General features: G+C 71.5%; 15 protein-coding genes and 1 pseudogene. 10 read left to right on the top strand and 6 right to left on the bottom strand.

All coding sequences use genetic code 11. The features are described from left to right. Positions 1–66: 66 nt before the first annotated feature. Positions 67–1,056 carry a DeoR/GlpR family DNA-binding transcription regulator gene (locus tag ACFY5B_RS19715; RefSeq protein ID WP_389970723.1) on the bottom strand — a complete coding sequence of 330 codons (990 nt, stop codon included), beginning with the start codon at positions 1,054–1,056 and terminating at the stop codon, positions 67–69. A 165-nt stretch (positions 1,057–1,221) separates the two neighbouring features. After that, positions 1,222–2,679 (bottom strand): annotated as a pseudogene (locus tag ACFY5B_RS19710) (NAD(P)H-quinone dehydrogenase); the annotation flags it as partial. 86 nt (positions 2,680–2,765) lie between these two features. On the opposite strand from ACFY5B_RS19710, the gene ACFY5B_RS19705 reads away from it, so the two are divergent. From ACFY5B_RS19705 to ACFY5B_RS19695, 3 genes are all read left to right on the top strand, one after another. Beyond that, positions 2,766–3,203, top strand: a complete 438-nt coding sequence (locus ACFY5B_RS19705) for a gamma-glutamylcyclotransferase (protein WP_389970720.1) — start codon at positions 2,766–2,768, stop codon at positions 3,201–3,203. Between the two features lie 107 nt (positions 3,204–3,310). Then, positions 3,311–4,135 carry a purine-nucleoside phosphorylase gene (locus tag ACFY5B_RS19700; protein ID WP_053675495.1) on the top strand — a complete coding sequence of 275 codons (825 nt, stop codon included), beginning with the start codon at positions 3,311–3,313 and terminating at the stop codon, positions 4,133–4,135. A 456-nt stretch (positions 4,136–4,591) separates the two neighbouring features. Further along, positions 4,592–6,244: a phospho-sugar mutase gene (locus tag ACFY5B_RS19695; RefSeq protein WP_389970717.1), complete on the top strand. Its 1,653-nt coding sequence runs from the start codon at positions 4,592–4,594 to the stop codon at positions 6,242–6,244. Between the two features lie 56 nt (positions 6,245–6,300). Here the strand turns inward: ACFY5B_RS19695 and ACFY5B_RS19690 are convergent, their stop codons facing one another. Together ACFY5B_RS19690 and ACFY5B_RS19685 are read right to left on the bottom strand one after the other, a co-directional pair. Next, positions 6,301–6,660, bottom strand: a complete 360-nt coding sequence (locus ACFY5B_RS19690) for a DUF6204 family protein (RefSeq protein ID WP_389970714.1) — start codon at positions 6,658–6,660, stop codon at positions 6,301–6,303. 148 nt (positions 6,661–6,808) lie between these two features. Continuing rightward, complete coding sequence (locus ACFY5B_RS19685) at positions 6,809–7,513, bottom strand: PH domain-containing protein (protein WP_389970712.1); 705 nt, start codon at positions 7,511–7,513, stop codon at positions 6,809–6,811. A 125-nt stretch (positions 7,514–7,638) separates the two neighbouring features. Here ACFY5B_RS19685 and deoC point away from each other — a divergent pair, with 125 nt between their 5' ends. The 3 genes from deoC to ACFY5B_RS19670 are packed head-to-tail and all read left to right on the top strand — an operon-like array spanning position 7,639 to position 10,939. Further along, positions 7,639–8,601, top strand: a complete 963-nt coding sequence (deoC, locus tag ACFY5B_RS19680) for a deoxyribose-phosphate aldolase (protein ID WP_104777909.1) — start codon at positions 7,639–7,641, stop codon at positions 8,599–8,601. 21 nt (positions 8,602–8,622) lie between these two features. After that, positions 8,623–10,059, top strand: coding sequence for an aldehyde dehydrogenase family protein (locus tag ACFY5B_RS19675; protein ID WP_389970709.1), 1,437 nt, complete (start codon positions 8,623–8,625; stop codon positions 10,057–10,059). Further along, positions 10,052–10,939: an aldehyde dehydrogenase family protein gene (locus ACFY5B_RS19670; protein WP_389970706.1), complete on the top strand. Its 888-nt coding sequence runs from the start codon at positions 10,052–10,054 to the stop codon at positions 10,937–10,939. The genes ACFY5B_RS19675 and ACFY5B_RS19670 overlap by 8 nt, the downstream gene beginning before the upstream one ends. A gap of 99 nt (positions 10,940–11,038) precedes the next feature. Here ACFY5B_RS19670 and ACFY5B_RS19665 read toward each other — a convergent pair whose 3' ends face one another. Continuing rightward, positions 11,039–11,440 (bottom strand): hypothetical protein, encoded by a 402-nt coding sequence (locus tag ACFY5B_RS19665; protein WP_389970703.1) that lies wholly within the window; start codon positions 11,438–11,440, stop codon positions 11,039–11,041. 57 nt (positions 11,441–11,497) lie between these two features. Between ACFY5B_RS19665 and ACFY5B_RS19660 the strand changes: the two genes are divergently transcribed. After that, positions 11,498–12,202, top strand: coding sequence for a uridine kinase (locus ACFY5B_RS19660; protein ID WP_389970700.1), 705 nt, complete (start codon positions 11,498–11,500; stop codon positions 12,200–12,202). A gap of 313 nt (positions 12,203–12,515) precedes the next feature. On the opposite strand, the gene ACFY5B_RS19655 is transcribed toward ACFY5B_RS19660, so the two are convergent. Further along, complete coding sequence (locus tag ACFY5B_RS19655; RefSeq protein WP_389970697.1) at positions 12,516–13,271, bottom strand: SigE family RNA polymerase sigma factor; 756 nt, start codon at positions 13,269–13,271, stop codon at positions 12,516–12,518. A gap of 238 nt (positions 13,272–13,509) precedes the next feature. Between ACFY5B_RS19655 and afsQ1 the strand changes: the two genes are divergently transcribed. From afsQ1 to ACFY5B_RS19640, 3 genes are read left to right on the top strand one after another with little or no spacing between them, the layout of a single operon-like run. Continuing rightward, the gene (gene afsQ1 / locus ACFY5B_RS19650; RefSeq protein ID WP_053675520.1) at positions 13,510–14,187 is read left to right on the top strand and encodes a two-component system response regulator AfsQ1; all 678 of its coding nucleotides are present in this window, start codon (positions 13,510–13,512) and stop codon (positions 14,185–14,187) included. Next, positions 14,184–15,788, top strand: coding sequence for an ATP-binding protein (locus tag ACFY5B_RS19645; protein WP_389970694.1), 1,605 nt, complete (start codon positions 14,184–14,186; stop codon positions 15,786–15,788). The genes afsQ1 and ACFY5B_RS19645 overlap by 4 nt, the downstream gene beginning before the upstream one ends. Further along, positions 15,785–16,405 carry a hypothetical protein gene (locus ACFY5B_RS19640; RefSeq protein ID WP_389970691.1) on the top strand — a complete coding sequence of 207 codons (621 nt, stop codon included), beginning with the start codon at positions 15,785–15,787 and terminating at the stop codon, positions 16,403–16,405. Before ACFY5B_RS19645 ends, ACFY5B_RS19640 begins: the two co-directional genes overlap by 4 nt. Positions 16,406–16,435: the final 30 nt, after the last annotated feature.

The following is a 16,435-nucleotide window of genomic DNA, read 5'->3' as shown; positions in this document are numbered from 1 at the left end:
CCCACACGAGCCCAGCCACTACGCCGGGTACCGGAAAGCAAACCGCGGCGCAGCCCACCGTCGGCGTCAACGCCGCCGCAGATCAGCCACCCGCGCCCGCTCCGCCCCCTGCTCACCCAGCATCGATGCGGAGGCAGAAGCAGACCTCAACTGCCCCCCACCGCCCGGCACCTGCCGCCGAGGCCCGGGCAACGGCACGTCTCGGCGCTGCTGACGCGCCGGAACGGAATCACCCCCCGGGCCCCCCGCGCCCGCCCCGGCCGACGAACCCCCCGGCCCCCCGGCCACGGCAATCTGCACGCCCTGGTCGGCCAGCGCCTGGAGTTCCGTGGCCGCACGGTCGTCATGGGCGGGCGGCTCGTCCGTCACGAGGCGCGTGATGAGGTCCGTGGGCACGGTCTGGAACATGGTGTCGGTGCCGAGCTTCGTGTGGTCGGCGAGCACCACCACCTCCGCCGCGGCCTGCACCAACGCCCGGTCGACGGAAGCCGACAGCATGTTGGACGTGGACAGCCCGCGCTCGGCGGTCAACCCGGCCCCGGACAGGAACGCCCGCGACACCCGCAGCCCGTGCAGGGACTGCTCCGCCCCGCTCCCGACCAGCGCGTAGTTCGAACCGCGGAGCGTACCGCCGGTCATCACGACCTCGACCCGGTTGGCATGGGCCAGCGCCTGGGCGACGAGGAGGGAGTTGGTGACGACGGTGAGCCCGGGCACCCGGGCGAGCCGGCGGGCCAGCTCCTGGGTCGTCGTACCCGCCCCGACCACGATCGCCTCTCCCTCTTCCACGAAATTCGCGGCGAGGTCGGCGATGGCGGTCTTTTCGGCGGTCGCGAGATGAGACTTCTGCGGAAAGCCGGACTCCCGCGTGAAACCGCCCGGCAGTACCGCACCGCCGTGCCGGCGGTCGAGGAGTCCTTCTGCCTCCAGCGCGCGCACGTCCCGCCGTACGGTCACTTCGGAGGTCTGGACGACGCGGGCGAGCTCACGGAGCGACACGGCCCCGTTCGCTCGCACCATTTCGAGGATCAATTGGCGACGTTCTGCAGCGAACACGAAACTGACAGTAACGCCAGCGACCGTCTGCTTTCAGCAGTTTGCGCTGAATAGCAGAAGATGTTCGCACCCAGCAACGGGAAGTGGTATAGGGCCTAGTCCCGCCGCCTATGCCGTACGAATGATCGAACACTCCCCGTGACCAGCGAGGAGTCGGTTTCGGACTCAGCCCTCGCCGTTCTCCTTGCGCGTGTGCAACTGCCGTGCCACCTCGGCGATCGAGCCCGACAGGGAGGGATAGACGGTGAAGGCGTTCGCGATCTGTTCGACGGTCAGATTGTTGTCGACCGCGATCGAGATGGGGTGGATCAGTTCCGAAGCGCGCGGCGCCACGACGACACCGCCGACCACGATGCCCGTGCCCGGCCGGCAGAAGATCTTGACGAAGCCGTCCCGGATGCCCTGCATCTTCGCTCGCGGGTTGCGCAGCAGCGGCAGCTTCACGACCCGGGCGTCGATCTTCCCGCCGTCGACGTCGGCCTGGGTGTAGCCGACGGTGGCGATCTCCGGGTCGGTGAAGACGTTCGAGGAGACCGTCTTCAGGTTCAGCGGGGCCACGGCGTCACCCAGGAAGTGGTACATCGCGATGCGTCCCTGCATGGCGGCCACGGACGCGAGGGCGAACACGCCGGTCACGTCACCGGCCGCGTACACGCCGGGAGCGGTCGTACGGGACACCCTGTCGGTCCAGATGTGGCCGGACTCGCGCAGCCGGACACCGGCGTCCTCCAGCCCCATGCCCGCGCTGTTGGGCACGGCACCTACGGCCATCAGACAGTGCGACCCGGTGATGACGCGCCCGTCGGCGAGGGTCACCTCGACCCGGTCCCCCACCCGCTTGGCGGACTGCGCGCGGGAACGCCCCATGACGTTCATGCCGCGCCGCCGGAAGACGTCCTCCAGCACGGCCGCCGCGTCCGGGTCCTCGCCGGGCAGCACGCGGTCGCGCGACGACACGAGCGTCACCCGGGAACCCAGCGCCTGGTAGGCACCGGCGAACTCGGCGCCGGTCACACCGGACCCGACCACGATCAGCTCCTCGGGGAGCTCGTCGAGGTCGTACACCTGGGTCCAGTTCAGGATCCGCTCGCCGTCCGGCTGGGCGTCGGGCAGCTCACGGGGGTGCCCACCGGTCGCGATGAGCACGGCGTCCGCGGTCAGGGTCTCCTCACTGCCGTCGGCGGCGCGCACCACCACCTTCCGCGACCCGTCGAGCGCCTGCATGCCCTCCAGCCGCCCACGGCCGCGCATGACACGCGCCCCGGCACGCGTCACGGAGGCCGTGATGTCGTGCGACTGGGCGAGCGCGAGCCGCTTCACACGCCGGTTGACCTTGCCCAGGTCGACGCCCACCACCCGGGCGGCCTGCTCCATCGGCGGGGTGTCGTCGGCGACGATGATCCCCAGCTCCTCGTACGAGGAGTCGAAGGTGGTCATCACCTCGGCCGTGGCGATCAGAGTCTTCGACGGCACGCAGTCGGTGAGCACCGACGCCCCGCCCAGACCGTCGCAGTCGACGACGGTCACCTCCGCGCCGAGTTGAGCGGCCACCAGCGCCGCTTCGTATCCGCCGGGTCCGCCACCGATGATCACGATCCGAGTCACGTACTCCATTGTCCCGCACGCAACAACGTGACACCGCCCGGGGGCCCGCCCACACGCCTGTCGTTACACGAGTGACGCCGGAGCGCCTGCCGTACCCTTCCCCCATGTCGCTCTACGCCGCGTACGCCGGCAACCTCGACGCGCGGCTGATGTCCCGCCGCGCCCCGCACTCGCCGCTGCGCGCCACCGGCTGGCTGAACGGATGGCGACTGGCCTTCGGCGGCGAGCACATGGGCTGGGAGGGCGCCCTGCCGACGATCGTGGAGGACCCCCTCTCCCAGGTCTTCGTCTCCCTGTACGACATCGCCCCCATGGACGAGGAGTCGCTCGACCGCTGGGAGGGCGTGGGGCTCGACATCTACCGCCGTACGCGCGTGCGGGTCCACACCCTGGACGGTGAGGACACCGCCTGGGCCTTCGCCCTGAACGCCTACGAGGGCGGCCTGCCGTCCGCGCGCTACCTGGGCGAGATCGCCGACGCGGCCGAGTCGGCCGGCGCCCCCCACGACTACGTGATGGAGCTCCGCAAGCGCCCCTGCTGAGGGGCCGCCCGCGAGAGGCCACTCGTCGGAAACGACAAGACAACGATCGCCACCCCGTGAGCTCTGCCATCTACGCGCGTAGGCAAACAGCGGCTACCCTCTTCCGCGTGAACGCATCTCTTCTTCCGGACGACATCCAGGGCGACCCCCACGCGGCCGCCGACGCCGCCGCGGCCCGCCTGCGCGAACTGACGGGTGCCGAGACCCACGACGTCGCCCTCGTGATGGGCTCCGGCTGGGCCCCGGCCGTGGACGCGCTGGGCGCCCCCGAGGCCGAGTTCCAGGTCACCGAGCTCCCCGGTTTCCCGCCGCCGGCGGTGGAGGGCCACGGGGGCAAGATCCGCTCGTACCGGATCGGCAACAAGCGCGCCCTGGTCTTCCTGGGCCGTACGCACTACTACGAGGGCCGCGGGGTGGCGGCGGTCGCCCACGGCGTCCGCACCGCGGTCTCGGCCGGCTGCAAGACGGTCGTCCTCACCAACGGCTGCGGCGGCCTGCGCGAGGGCATGCGCCCCGGCCAGCCGGTCCTCATCAGCGACCACATCAACCTCACCGCCACCTCCCCCATCGTCGGCGCGAACTTCGTCGACCTCACCGACCTGTACTCCCCGCGCCTGCGGGCCCTGTGCAAGGAGGTCGACGCCACGTTGGAGGAGGGCGTCTACGCCCAGTTCCCCGGCCCGCACTACGAGACTCCGGCCGAGATCCGCATGGCCCGGGTCATCGGTGCGGACCTGGTGGGCATGTCGACGGTCCTCGAGGCGATCGCCGCGCGCGAAGCGGGCGCCGAGGTCCTGGGAATCTCCCTCGTCACCAACCTCGCCGCGGGCATGACGGGCGAACCCCTGAACCACGAGGAGGTCCTCCAGGCGGGCCGCGACTCGGCTACCCGGATGGGCTCCCTGCTCGCGCAGGTCCTGGGCCGCCTGTAAGAAGGCTTCTAAGAAGGCTTCGCGGCCGACAAAGCCACGCCTGTAGTCCGGCGGCTGCGGGTCCGTGGTGGCTGGTCGCGCAGTTCCCCGCGCCCCTGGGGGGGTTGCAGTCGGCCTGCGCGAGAAGGTGGCCGCGACGGCCCACAGCCGCAAGGGGACAGGACCGCCACCACCCGCAGGCGGCGGGGGGACGCACGCGCACCCGCGTACGGCGAGGAGGGGACGTGTCGGGGGTGTCCGCCCGCAGCGGTTGGCGCGTCAACGGACGGTTAGTCGGTACGCAACCCCATCGCGCCGTTCCATCGCGCCGTTCCGAGGACGGACACCCCCCGGCGCGGCCCCGACCCACACCCGGCACCAGGCGAGACGCGCACCCCCACCACCTCACGCGCACAGCCGCAGGCCACCGCAGACCGCCGCACACCCACACCACACCGGAGAGGCTGACCCCACACCGTGCACGAAGAACTCATCGCACAGGCCCAGGCGTGGCTCACCGAGGACCCCGACCCGGACACCCGCACCGAGCTGGCCCGCCTCATCGACGCCCGGGACCACACCGAACTCGCCGCCCGCTTCAGCGGCACGCTCCAGTTCGGCACCGCCGGCCTCCGCGGCGAACTCGGCGCCGGCCCCATGCGCATGAACCGCTCGGTCGTCATCCGCGCCGCCGCCGGCCTCGCCGCGTACCTCAAGAAGCAGGGTCCCCCCGCCGGGGAAGGGGAAGCCGGCCTCGTCGTCATCGGCTACGACGCCCGCCACAAGTCCCACGACTTCGCCCAGGACACCGCCGCCGTGATGACCGGAGCGGGCCTGCGCGCGGCCGTCCTCCCCCGCCCCCTCCCGACCCCCGTGCTCGCCTTCGCGATAAGGCACCTCGGCGCGGTCGCGGGCGTGGAGGTCACCGCCAGCCACAACCCGCCCCGCGACAACGGCTACAAGGTGTACCTCGGCGACGGCTCGCAGATCGTCCCCCCGGCGGACATCGACATCGCGGCGGAGATCGCCGCCGTCCCGTCCCTCACCACCGTCCGGCGCCCTACCGAAGGCTGGGACACCCTCGACGACAGCGTCCTCGACGCCTACCTCGCCCGCACGGACGCCGTCCTGTCCGAGGGCTCCCCCCGCACGGCCCGCACGGTGTACACGGCGATGCACGGCGTCGGCAAGGACGTCCTCCTGGCCGCCTTCGCCCGCGCCGGCTTCCCGGAACCGGTCCTCGTCACGGAGCAGGCCGAGCCCGACCCGGAGTTCCCGACCGTCGCGTTCCCCAACCCCGAGGAACCCGGCGCGATGGACCTGGCCTTCGCGACGGCCCGCGCCTGCGAGACCGCCCCGGACCTGATCATCGCCAACGACCCGGACGCGGACCGCTGCGCCGTCGCCGTACAGGACGGCAGCGACTGGCGCATGCTGCGCGGTGACGAGGTCGGCGCGCTGCTCGCCGCCCATCTGGTCCGGCGCGGAGCGACCGGCACCTTCGCGGAGTCGATCGTCTCGTCGTCCCTCCTCGGCCGGATCGCCGAGAAGGCGGGCCTCCCCCACGTCGAGACCCTCACCGGCTTCAAGTGGATCGCCCGCGCCGAGGGCCTGCGCTTCGGCTACGAGGAGGCCCTCGGCTACTGCGTGGACCCCGACGGCGTACGCGACAAGGACGGCATCACCGCCGCGCTGCTGATCACGGAACTGGCCTCACAACTCAAGGAGGAGGGCCGCACCCTCCTCGACCTGCTGGACGACCTGGCGGTGGAGCACGGCCTGCACGCGACGGACCAGCTCTCGGTCCGCGTGGAGGACCTCTCCCTCATCGCCGCCGCGATGCGCCGCCTGCGCGAGCAGCCCCCGACGGAACTGGCCGGCCTGCGGATCACCCGTACCGACGACCTCACCCAGGGCACGGCCGAGCTCCCGCCCACGGACGGACTGCGCTACACCCTGGACGGCGCGCGGGTGATCGTCCGCCCGAGCGGCACGGAGCCGAAGCTGAAGTGCTACCTGGAGGTCGTGATCCCGGTCGGGTCGCACAAGGAGCTCCCGGAGGCCCGCGCGAAGGCGACGGCCCTGCTGGAGTCGATCAAGCGCGACCTGTCGGCGGCGGCGGGCATCTGAGACCGAGGGCCCGCACCACCTCCGCCGAGGTCCCGCACCACCGCCCCGCCAAGGCCTCAGGACCCCTTCCGGGCGGCCTCCCGCCGCTGCCGCTTGCCGAGAGGCGCCTGGGAGAGGTCCTCGGCCGTGGACCTCAGGTTCTTGTAGCCGTACCCGCGCTGCTCCAGCCACGCGCGCGCCGACGCCTCGGCCCGCTCGGTGGCCTCCAGGATGTCCTCCTCGGCCTCCCCCGAGTCCAGGAAGCGGAAGGTGAACGCGGGCCTCACGGCCACGTCGTAGGTGAGGCTCCCCTCGGGCGTGAAGGCCGCGCGCAGCACATCGTGCTCCGCGGCCCGATTGAGCAGCTCGGCCCGCTGCTCGGCGCTCAGCCCGTCGAAAACGCCTCGCACGGTGACACGGAAGGTACGGGTACTCATGCCGCGAACCTAGGCTCGGGCAGGCACCTACTCCACCGGTTTTCACAGGGACCGGTTTCCGGGCACGCGCGGAGCAGCAAGGACACGCGCGGAGCAGCAAGCGCACGGGCAGAGCGGCCGGCACACCGGGCGAAGGCCGGGAGCCGGATCAGCCCATCGCCACCAGGATCAGCACCAGCACGGCCCCGGCGACCGCCGGCGCCAGCACCTCATAGGCCCACCGCACGGTCACCTCACCCCGCGCCGACTCCGCCTGGCGACGCGCCTCGTGCAGTCCGCGCAGCTCGTCCATGATCCGGTCGGTCTCGGCCCGTACGGGCCCCTCGGAGACGGAATCCCCGCCGAGGCCGTCACCCAGGCCCGCCCGCATCCCGAGCGCACTGCCGCGGCCCTCGTCCCGGCCCATCTCCCGGCGCGCCTGTGCCGTCGCCCGCATCTCGCGCCGCGCGGCCTTCTTGCGCGCACGCAGCGAGACGGGCACGGCCCACAGCTGGTATTTCGTACCCGACTCGGTGAGGACCTCGTTCGAGTAGGCGGAGCGCAGCGAGGCGACCTGCCCCCAGGGCACGACGACGAGCCGGAAGGGGTTGCGGATCCGCAGCCGGTCGTCGCCGGCGTACACGGCCGGCCGCAGGGTGAAGGCGACGACCAGCGGCGCGACGAGGAGCAGCACGGCGAGCGCGAGCCACGGCGTGCGCCCCTCCCCGGAGAGGATCGCGTCGATACCGAGCCACCCGGCGATGGCGAGCAGCAGCACGCCACCGGCGATGGCCGGGACCGACCGGTACACCCGGTCCTTGGACTCGGGTTCCGAGGGCTGCGGCGCCGGCCGCTGGGGTTCTGGGCTCGTCATGTCTCGATTCTGCCGGACCCTTCCGCGGGTCCCTCATCCGCCCGCGGGCAAGCGTCGGATCCGCCCGGGAGAGAACCGGGGGACTGTACAGCCGCTACGCGCGTAGATATGCTCGTCTGGTGACCATGCCCAGTTCTGCACTCACCGCAGCTCACCCCCTCAAGGACGTCGCCGCGTCCGACAGCGCGCTGCGCCGCTTCCTCCACGGGCTCCCCGGCGTCGACGCGGTCGGACTCGAGGGCCGCGCGGCCTCCCTCGGCACCCGTTCGATCAAGACGACCGCGAAGGCGTACGCCATCGACCTCGCCATCTCGATGGTCGACCTGACGACGCTGGAAGGCGCGGACACCCCGGGCAAGGTCCGGGCGCTCGGCGCGAAGGCGGTCAAGCCCGACCCGACGGACCGTACGACGCCCGCCACCGCGGCGGTCTGCGTCTACCCCGACATGGTGGCCGTGGCCAAGGAGGCCGTGGCGGGCTCCGGCGTGAAGGTCGCCTCGGTGGCCACGGCGTTCCCGGCAGGACGTGCCGCGCTCGACGTCAAGCTGGCCGACGTGCGCGACGCGGTCGCCGCCGGTGCCGACGAGATCGACATGGTCATCGACCGCGGGGCGTTCCTCGCGGGTCGATACTTGAAGGTGTACGACGAGATCACCGCCGTGAAGGAGGCCTGCGGCACCTCAGCGCGCCTGAAGGTCATCTTCGAGACCGGCGAGCTCTCGACGTACGACAACATCCGCCGCGCGAGCTGGCTCGGCATGCTGGCGGGCGCGGACTTCATCAAGACCTCCACCGGAAAGGTCGCCGTCAACGCGACCCCGGCCAACACACTGCTCATGCTGGAGGCGGTGCGGGACTTCCGCGCGGAGACCGGCATCCAGGTCGGTGTGAAGCCGGCCGGCGGCATCCGCACCTCGAAGGACGCCATCAAGTTCCTCGTGCTGGTCAACGAGACCGCGGGCGCGGACTGGCTGGACAACCACTGGTTCCGCTTCGGCGCCTCCTCGCTGCTGAACGACCTGCTGATGCAGCGCCAGAAGCTGGCCACCGGCCGCTACTCCGGTCCCGACTACGTGACGGTGGACTGAGACCCCATGACTATGGAAAACGTGTCTTCGGTATTCGCATACGCCCCGGCCCCCGAGTCGCGCGCGATCGCCGACATCGCTCCCTCGTACGGCCTGTTCATCGACGGCGAGTTCGTCGAAGCCGCGGACGGCAAGGTCTTCAAGACCGTCTCCCCGTCCACGGAGGAGGTCCTCTCCGAGATCGCCCAGGCCGGTTCCGAGGACGTCGACCGCGCGGTGAAGGCCGCGCGCAGGGCCTTCGAGAAGTGGTCGGCGCTGCCGGGCTCGGAGCGCGCCAAGTACCTGTTCCGCATCGCGCGGATCATCCAGGAGCGTTCCCGCGAGCTCGCCGTCCTCGAAACCCTCGACAACGGCAAGCCGATCAAGGAGACCCGCGACGCGGACCTCCCCCTGGTCGCGGCGCACTTCTTCTACTACGCGGGCTGGGCCGACAAGCTCGACCACGCCGGCTTCGGCGCGAACCCGAGGCCCCTCGGTGTCGCGGGCCAGGTCATCCCCTGGAACTTCCCTCTCCTGATGCTGGCGTGGAAGATCGCCCCGGCGCTCGCGACCGGCAACACGGTCGTGCTGAAGCCGGCCGAGACCACCCCCCTCTCGGCGCTGTTCTTCGCGGACATCTGCCGCCAGGCGGGCCTGCCCAAGGGCGTCGTCAACATCCTCCCGGGCTACGGCGACGCGGGCGCGGCGCTGATCGCCCACCCGGACGTGAACAAGGTCGCCTTCACCGGCTCCACGGCCGTCGGCAAGGAGATCGCCCGCACGGTCGCCGGGACCAAGAAGAAGGTCACGCTCGAACTGGGCGGCAAGGGCGCCAACATCGTCTTCGACGACGCCCCCATCGACCAGGCCGTCGAGGGCATCGTCAACGGCATCTTCTTCAACCAGGGCCAGGTCTGCTGCGCGGGCAGCCGCCTGCTGGTGCAGGAGTCGATCCAGGAGGAGCTGCTCGACTCCCTCAAGCGCCGTCTGTCGACGCTCCGCCTCGGCGACCCGCTGGACAAGAACACCGACATCGGCGCGATCAACTCCGAGGAGCAGCTCACCCGCATCACCTCGCTCGTCGAGCAGGGCGAGGCGGAGGGCGCCGAGCGCTGGTCGCCGGCGTGCGAACTGCCGGAGAGCGGCTACTGGTTCGCCCCGACGCTGTTCACGAACGTCACCCAGGCGCACCGGATCGCCCGCGACGAGATCTTCGGCCCGGTGCTGTCGGTGCTGACGTTCCGCACGCCGGACGAGGCGGTTGCCAAGGCCAACAACACGCCGTACGGCCTGTCCGCCGGCATCTGGACGGAGAAGGGCTCGCGCATCCTGGCGGTCGCGAACAAGCTCCGCGCGGGGGTCGTCTGGTCCAACACGTTCAACAAGTTCGACCCGACGTCGCCGTTCGGCGGTTACAAGGAGTCGGGCTTCGGCCGCGAGGGCGGCCGTCACGGCCTGGAGGCGTACCTCGATGTCTGACACGCGACTCAGTGTCCTCAAGACCTACAAGCTGTACGTGGGCGGCAAGTTCCCGCGTTCCGAGAGCGGCCGGGTGTACGAGGTGACCGACTCGAAGGGCAAGTGGCTGGCGAACGCGCCGCTGTCGTCCCGCAAGGACGCCCGTGACGCGGTGGTCGCGGCCCGCAAGGCGTTCGGCGGCTGGTCCGGGGCGACGGCGTACAACCGCGGCCAGGTCCTTTACCGCGTCGCCGAGATGCTGGAGGGCCGTCGCGACCAGTTCACCCGTGAGGTGGCCGACGCGGAGGGCCTGTCGAAGTCCAAGGCGGCCGCGGTCGTGGACGCGACGATCGACCGCTGGGTCTGGTACGCCGGGTGGACCGACAAGATCGCCCAGGTGGTCGGCGGCGGGAACCCGGTCGCGGGTCCGTTCTTCAATCTGTCCTCGCCCGAGCCGACGGGCGTGGTCGCGGTGCTGGCGCCGCAGGAGTCGTCGTTCCTGGGACTGGTGTCGGTGCTCGCCCCGGTGATCGCGACGGGCAACACGGCGGTCGTGGTGGCGAGCGAGAAGTCCCCGCTGCCCGCCCTGTCCCTGGCCGAGGTCCTGGCGACCTCGGACGTCCCCGGCGGCGTGGTCAACGTCCTGTCGGGCCGTACGGCTGAGATCGCGACCCCGCTGGCGGCCCACCAGGACGTCAACGCGATCGACCTCGCGGGGGCCGACGAGGTGCTGGCGAAGGAACTGGAGATCGCGGCGGCCGACAACCTGAAGCGGGTCGTCCGTCCACAGCCTGTGGATTACGCGGAGACACCCGGGACCGACCGCCTGACGGCGTTCCTGGAGACCAAAACGGTCTGGCACCCCACGGGGTCACTGGGCGCGTCGGGTTCCTCGTACTAGCCCGCCCCCTCGATACGGAAGCCCCGGCCCTCCTCCGTCCAGGAGGCCCGGGGCTTCTCCGCGCCCGAACGGCTGCGGGACCTGCCTGGTTCCGGTGAATCAGCCCGAGACCAGCTTGGTGACCTGGCCCAGCACCAGGGTGTCGCCGACCGACGGCGCCTGGGCCACCGGCCCCGTCACCTCCCGGGACGACATCGGCTTGAAGTCGGCGACCTCGGTGCCGACGCCGTTGTCGAGCGGGTCGACTCCCGTGCCGGCGAGGGGGTTGGGCTTGAGGCCCGTGATCGTGCCGGTGGTGTAGGCGAGGGTGTCGCTCGCCGCCCGGAGGCCGGCCCGGGGGTCGGTCTTCCCCACAGAGGTGTGGACCACATCCAGGACCGAGCCGGTGCCCGCCGCGGCCGCCGCCGCACCCGCACCCGCTCCCAGTGCCATGCCGGCGGTCGCGAGGACGGCCAGAGCACGCTGGGCGGTCGGCTTCATGGGTGAGTCGTGTCGGGCCATCACTGCCACCTTTTTGACGCTGTGGGTAATCAGAACGACACGAAGGGTAGTTGAGATGTGACGCGCGCATCAAAGCCGACCCGCGGGGTCGTACGGCCCCCGGTCGATGCCTCACACTGGTGTCCCGTGAGTTCTCCTCTGCCCATACCGACGCGAGTCGTGCTGCTCTGCGGCCCTTCCGGCTCCGGCAAGTCCCTCCTCTCGGCCCGCTCCGGCCTCCCGGTGCTGCGGCTCGACGACTTCTACAAGGAGGGCGACGACCCGACACTGCCCCTGGTGGCGGGGAGCTCCGACATCGACTGGGACCACCCGGACTCCTGGGACGCGGACACGGCCGTCACCGCGATCGCCGACCTGTGCCGCACGGGCCGTACGGAGGTTCCCGTCTACGACCTCTCGCTCAGCGCCCGCACCGGCGACGAGACGGTCGACATCGGACGGACCCCGCTGTTCATCGCGGAGGGTGTCTTCGCCGCGGAGATCGTCACGCGCTGCCGTGAACTCGGTGTCCTCGCCGACGCGCTGTGCCTGAGCCGGGGCCCCGTGAAGACGTTCCGCCGCCGCTTCCTGCGGGACCTGAAGGAGGGCCGCAAGTCGGTGCCGTTCCTGCTGCGCCGCGGCTGGCGGCTGATGCGGCAGGAACGCACCATCGTCGCCCGCCAGACCGCGTTGGGCGCGTACGCCTGCGACCGAGACGAGGCGATGGGCCGGCTGGCGGCAGCGGCGGCAGGCCGGTGCGAGAGCCTCCGCACCGCGGCCTAGACGGAAGGCGGCCGAGACGGCAGGTGGCCTGGGCGGCGGAGTGACCTGGGCTGCAGGCGGCCTGGGCGGCGGGGTGGCCTGAGCATCAGGCGGCCTGGGCGGCGGAGTGACCTGGGCATCAGGTGGCCGAGGGCGCCTGCCGGTCCAGGCGGTCAGGGCACAAAGAAAGCGGGACTGGACGGACCCCCCGGCCCTCCAGTCCCGCTTCCCTGCTCCCCCGTTGTCCTCCCCCGAGTCCCCACTCTCCTGCGAAGACGCCCCCCGGCGTCCCTGCAGTTCCCCCGTGGGCCCCCTTGTGGTGCTCCCCCCGGCCTCAGGCGACGAGCTCGCCGAAGGCGTCCTCCTCGTCACGGCCGAAGCTGAGGACCTCGTCCTCGCGCAGCCGGCGAAGCGACCGCCAGATGCTGGACTTCACCGTGCCGACACTGATGTCGAGGATCTCCGCGATCTCCGGGTCCGTGCGGCCCTCGTAGTAGCGCAGGACCAGCATGGTGCGCTGGAGTTCGGGCAGCCGGGCCAGCGCCTGCCACAGGACCGCGCGCAGCTCGGTGCCGCGCATCGCGTCCGTGTCACCGGGCGTCTCCGGCAGTTCCTCGGTCGGGTACTCGTTGAGCTTGCGGCGCCGCCAGGCGCTGATGTGCAGGTTGGTCATGGTGCGGCGGAGGTATCCGCCGACCGCCGCCTTGTCACTGATCCGGTCCCACGCCCGGTAGGTCGAGAACAGCGCGCTCTGCAGCAGGTCCTCGGCCTCGAAGCGGTCGCCGGTCAGGTGGTAGGCGGTTGCGTACAGGGAGGCGCGGCGCTCCTGGACGTAGGCGGTGAACTCCGCCTCCGCCATTGAGCGGCGCTCCCCCGAGCCCTCCCCGTACGCGGCTCCCCCGTGAGCCTCCCCCGTCCCCTTGTTCTCCCCCGTGGGTGCGTCAACCACCGTCATGAACCCGGTGTGCTGACGCCCGGTGCCGCGAGCGCACCCCCGCCCGCTCACGGCACCGGACTTCTCGGAACCCCGGTGCACGTCGTGCAGACGCGTGACAACTGCGCTGGTGCTGATGCCGTGCAGCGTGTTCATCTCGCGCCCCCCGTCGTGGACTTCCGATGTGCGGCCCGCCTGTTCGGGCGGGCTTCCTTGCCTGTGCCGAGAAGCTTGCCGCGGCACTTTCATGGCCGTGTCCGCCGACTGTCACAGGCCTGTCACAGGGGTCGGCCACAGGCCGGCCACAGCTCGCGCACACGCGTCGGCGGTACCGGCGGCACCGAGTGGGCCCCACCGGTCGAAGCCCGGCCCCTCCATGGGCCAGAATGAGCGCGTGCCTTCCCTGTTGCTGATCGAGGACGACGACGCCATCCGGACGGCCCTGGAGCTCTCACTGACGCGCCAGGGTCATCGCGTGGCGACCGCTGCCAGCGGTGAGGACGGTCTGAAGCTCCTGCGCGAGCAGCGGCCGGATCTGATCGTGCTGGACGTGATGCTGCCCGGCATCGACGGGTTCGAGGTGTGCCGGCGCATCCGGCGCACGGACCAGTTGCCGATCATCCTGCTGACCGCGCGCAGCGACGACATCGACGTGGTGGTCGGGCTGGAGTCCGGCGCCGACGACTATGTCGTCAAACCGGTGCAGGGGCGGGTGCTCGACGCCCGGATCCGGGCCGTGCTGCGGCGCGGCGAGCGGGAGTCGAACGACGCGGCGAGCTTCGGCAGCCTCGTCATCGACCGCTCGGCGATGACCGTGACGAAGAACGGCGAGGACCTCCAGCTCACGCCGACCGAGCTGCGGCTGCTGCTGGAGCTGAGCCGGCGGCCGGGCCAGGCGCTGTCCCGGCAGCAGCTGCTGCGGCTGGTGTGGGAGCACGACTACCTGGGCGACTCGCGTCTCGTGGACGCCTGTGTCCAGCGGCTGCGTGCCAAGGTCGAGGACGTGCCGTCGTCCCCGACGCTGATCCGTACCGTGCGGGGTGTCGGCTACCGGCTGGACGCGCCTCAGTGACCCAGGCGCACCAAGGGGGGGCCCACGGCTGGACCGGGGCGCGCAAGGGAGTTCTGTCGGGGCTGCGCTTCACCAGCCTGCGGCTGCGGCTGGTCGTCGTCTTCGGACTGGTGGCCCTGACGGCCGCCGTGTCCGCGTCCGCGATCGCGTACTGGCTCAACCGCGAGGCCGTGCTCACCCGCACCCAGGACGCCGTGCTGCGCGATTTCGAGCAGGAGATGCAGAACCGGGCGGGCGCGCTGCCCGAGCGTCCCACGCAGGACGAGCTGCAGCACACCGCGGGCCAGATGGCGGGCAGCGACCAGCGCTTCAGCGTGCTGCTGGTCGGCCGCGACGCCGAGGGCAGGACCGTCTACGGCAGCTCCGGCGGACTGAACGGCTTCTCGCTGCAGGACGTGCCGAAGTCGCTGCGCACGGCGGTGAACAAGACACAGAAGCTCGACGGGGCCAACAAGCACCCGTACCACCTGTACTGGCAGCGGATAGTCGATCACGACACCCCGTACCTGGTGGCCGGTACGCGGGTGATCGGCGGCGGTCCGACCGGTTACATGCTCAAGTCGCTGGAGCCGGAGGCCAAGGACCTCAACTCGCTGGCCTGGTCGCTGGGCATCGCCACGGGCCTCGCGCTGATCGGCTCGGCGCTGCTCGCGCAGGCCGCGGCGACGACGGTGCTGAAGCCGGTGCAGCGGCTCGGGGCGGCCGCGCGGCGGCTCGGCGAGGGCAAGCTGGACACCCGGCTGCGCGTGTCCGGGACCGATGAACTCGCCGATCTGTCCCGGACGTTCAACAACGCGGCCGAGGCGCTGGAGAAGCGGGTCGCCGACATGGCCGCCCGGGACGAGGCGTCCCGGCGGTTCGTGGCCGACATGAGCCATGAGCTGCGCACGCCGCTCACCGCGATCACCGCCGTGACGGAGGTGCTCGAGGAGGAGCTGGAGGCGGAGACCGGCAGCATGGACCCGATGATCGAGCCGGCCGTCCGGCTGGTGGTCAGCGAGACGCGACGGCTGAACGACCTGGTCGAGAACCTGATGGAGGTCACCCGCTTCGACGCGGGCACCGCGCGGCTCGTCCTGGACGACGTCGACCTCGCCGACCAGATCACCGCCTGTATCGACGCCAGGGCCTGGCTGGACGCGGTCGAGCTGGACGCCGAGCGTGGCCTGCACGCCCGGCTGGACCCGCGCCGTCTGGACGTCATCCTGGCCAACCTCATCGGCAACGCGCTCAAGCACGGCGGCTCCCCGGTGCGGGTGTCCGTGCGGGAGGCGGACGACTCGATCGTCATCGAGGTCCAGGACCACGGGCCCGGCATCCCGGAGGACGTCCTGCCGCACGTCTTCGACCGCTTCTACAAGGCCAGCGCCTCGCGGCCGCGCTCCGAGGGCAGTGGCCTCGGGCTGTCCATCGCGCTGGAGAACGCCCACATCCACGGCGGTGAGATCACCGCGGCCAACTCGCCCGACTCGGGTGCGGTGTTCACCCTGCGGCTGCCGCGCGGCACGTCCCCCGCGGAGGAGCAGCCCGCCGAGGACGAGCTGGGGCAGGAGAGCGGAACCGACCGGCCGCAGGGCGAGGACTCGAAGGGGGACGCATGATGACCGCACGTCTGGCGGCCGTGTCCCGGCTGCTCGCCGTTCCGGCGCTCGCCGTGCTGCTGGCCGGCTGCGGGATCCGGGCCACGGAGGTGCCGACGAACTTCGGGCCCGCGCCCTCACGGGTGCAGTGCTCCCTCTCCGAGTCGGACGTCTCCACCCAGGCCGCGCGGGGGCTGCCGGTGCAGGTGTTCCTGTTGTGCGGGTCCTCGCTGGTGACCGTCGACCGGACCGTGCGGGTCCCGGACGGCGCGGCCGACTCCGAGCGGCGCATCCTCGTCGCGCAGGGCCTGCTGGACCAGCTCGCCACACCGCCGTCCACCGCCGAGAAGGAAGCCGGCTACAGCACGGACGTCCGCGGCGGCATCACGGTCGGCGGGCCGCGCCCGGGCGACCCGGACGACACGCTGCGGCTGAGCACGGCACCAACCGGCCTCACCTCGTACGCCCTCGCGCAGATCGTGTGCACCTTCTCCGACTCGGCCGCGGCCGAGGGCGACGGCTCGGTGGTCCTGGGCGGCCCGGGCGCCGAGAGCCCGCGCCGCTACGAGTGCACCGACGAGGTGCGGGCCAGGCCAGGCAGCACGGAACCGCCGTCGAAGGACGCCGCCGGGGAGTGATCCGGCCGGGGCTGTGGCGTATGCCTCACA

Origin of the sequence: Streptomyces sp. NPDC013187 (genome assembly GCF_042899705.1) — a bacterium.
GTDB lineage: Bacteria > Actinomycetota > Actinomycetes > Streptomycetales > Streptomycetaceae > Streptomyces > Streptomyces hawaiiensis_A.
This window is presented reverse-complemented; position numbering and strand designations above follow the sequence as displayed.

Excerpts from the sequence above, each read along its gene's own strand:
- ACFY5B_RS19705 (WP_389970720.1), top strand. The coding sequence starts at position 2,766 with ATGTCGCTCTACGCCGCGTACGCCGGCAACCTCGACGCGCGGCTGATG.
- ACFY5B_RS19690 (WP_389970714.1), bottom strand. The coding sequence starts at position 6,660 with ATGAGTACCCGTACCTTCCGTGTCACCGTGCGAGGCGTTTTCGACGGG.
- ACFY5B_RS19685 (WP_389970712.1), bottom strand. The coding sequence starts at position 7,513 with ATGACGAGCCCAGAACCCCAGCGGCCGGCGCCGCAGCCCTCGGAACCC.
- deoC (WP_104777909.1), top strand. The coding sequence starts at position 7,639 with ATGCCCAGTTCTGCACTCACCGCAGCTCACCCCCTCAAGGACGTCGCC.
- ACFY5B_RS19670 (WP_389970706.1), top strand. The coding sequence starts at position 10,052 with ATGTCTGACACGCGACTCAGTGTCCTCAAGACCTACAAGCTGTACGTG.
- ACFY5B_RS19665 (WP_389970703.1), bottom strand. The coding sequence starts at position 11,440 with ATGGCCCGACACGACTCACCCATGAAGCCGACCGCCCAGCGTGCTCTG.
- ACFY5B_RS19655 (WP_389970697.1), bottom strand. The coding sequence starts at position 13,271 with ATGAACACGCTGCACGGCATCAGCACCAGCGCAGTTGTCACGCGTCTG.
- ACFY5B_RS19640 (WP_389970691.1), top strand. The coding sequence starts at position 15,785 with ATGATGACCGCACGTCTGGCGGCCGTGTCCCGGCTGCTCGCCGTTCCG.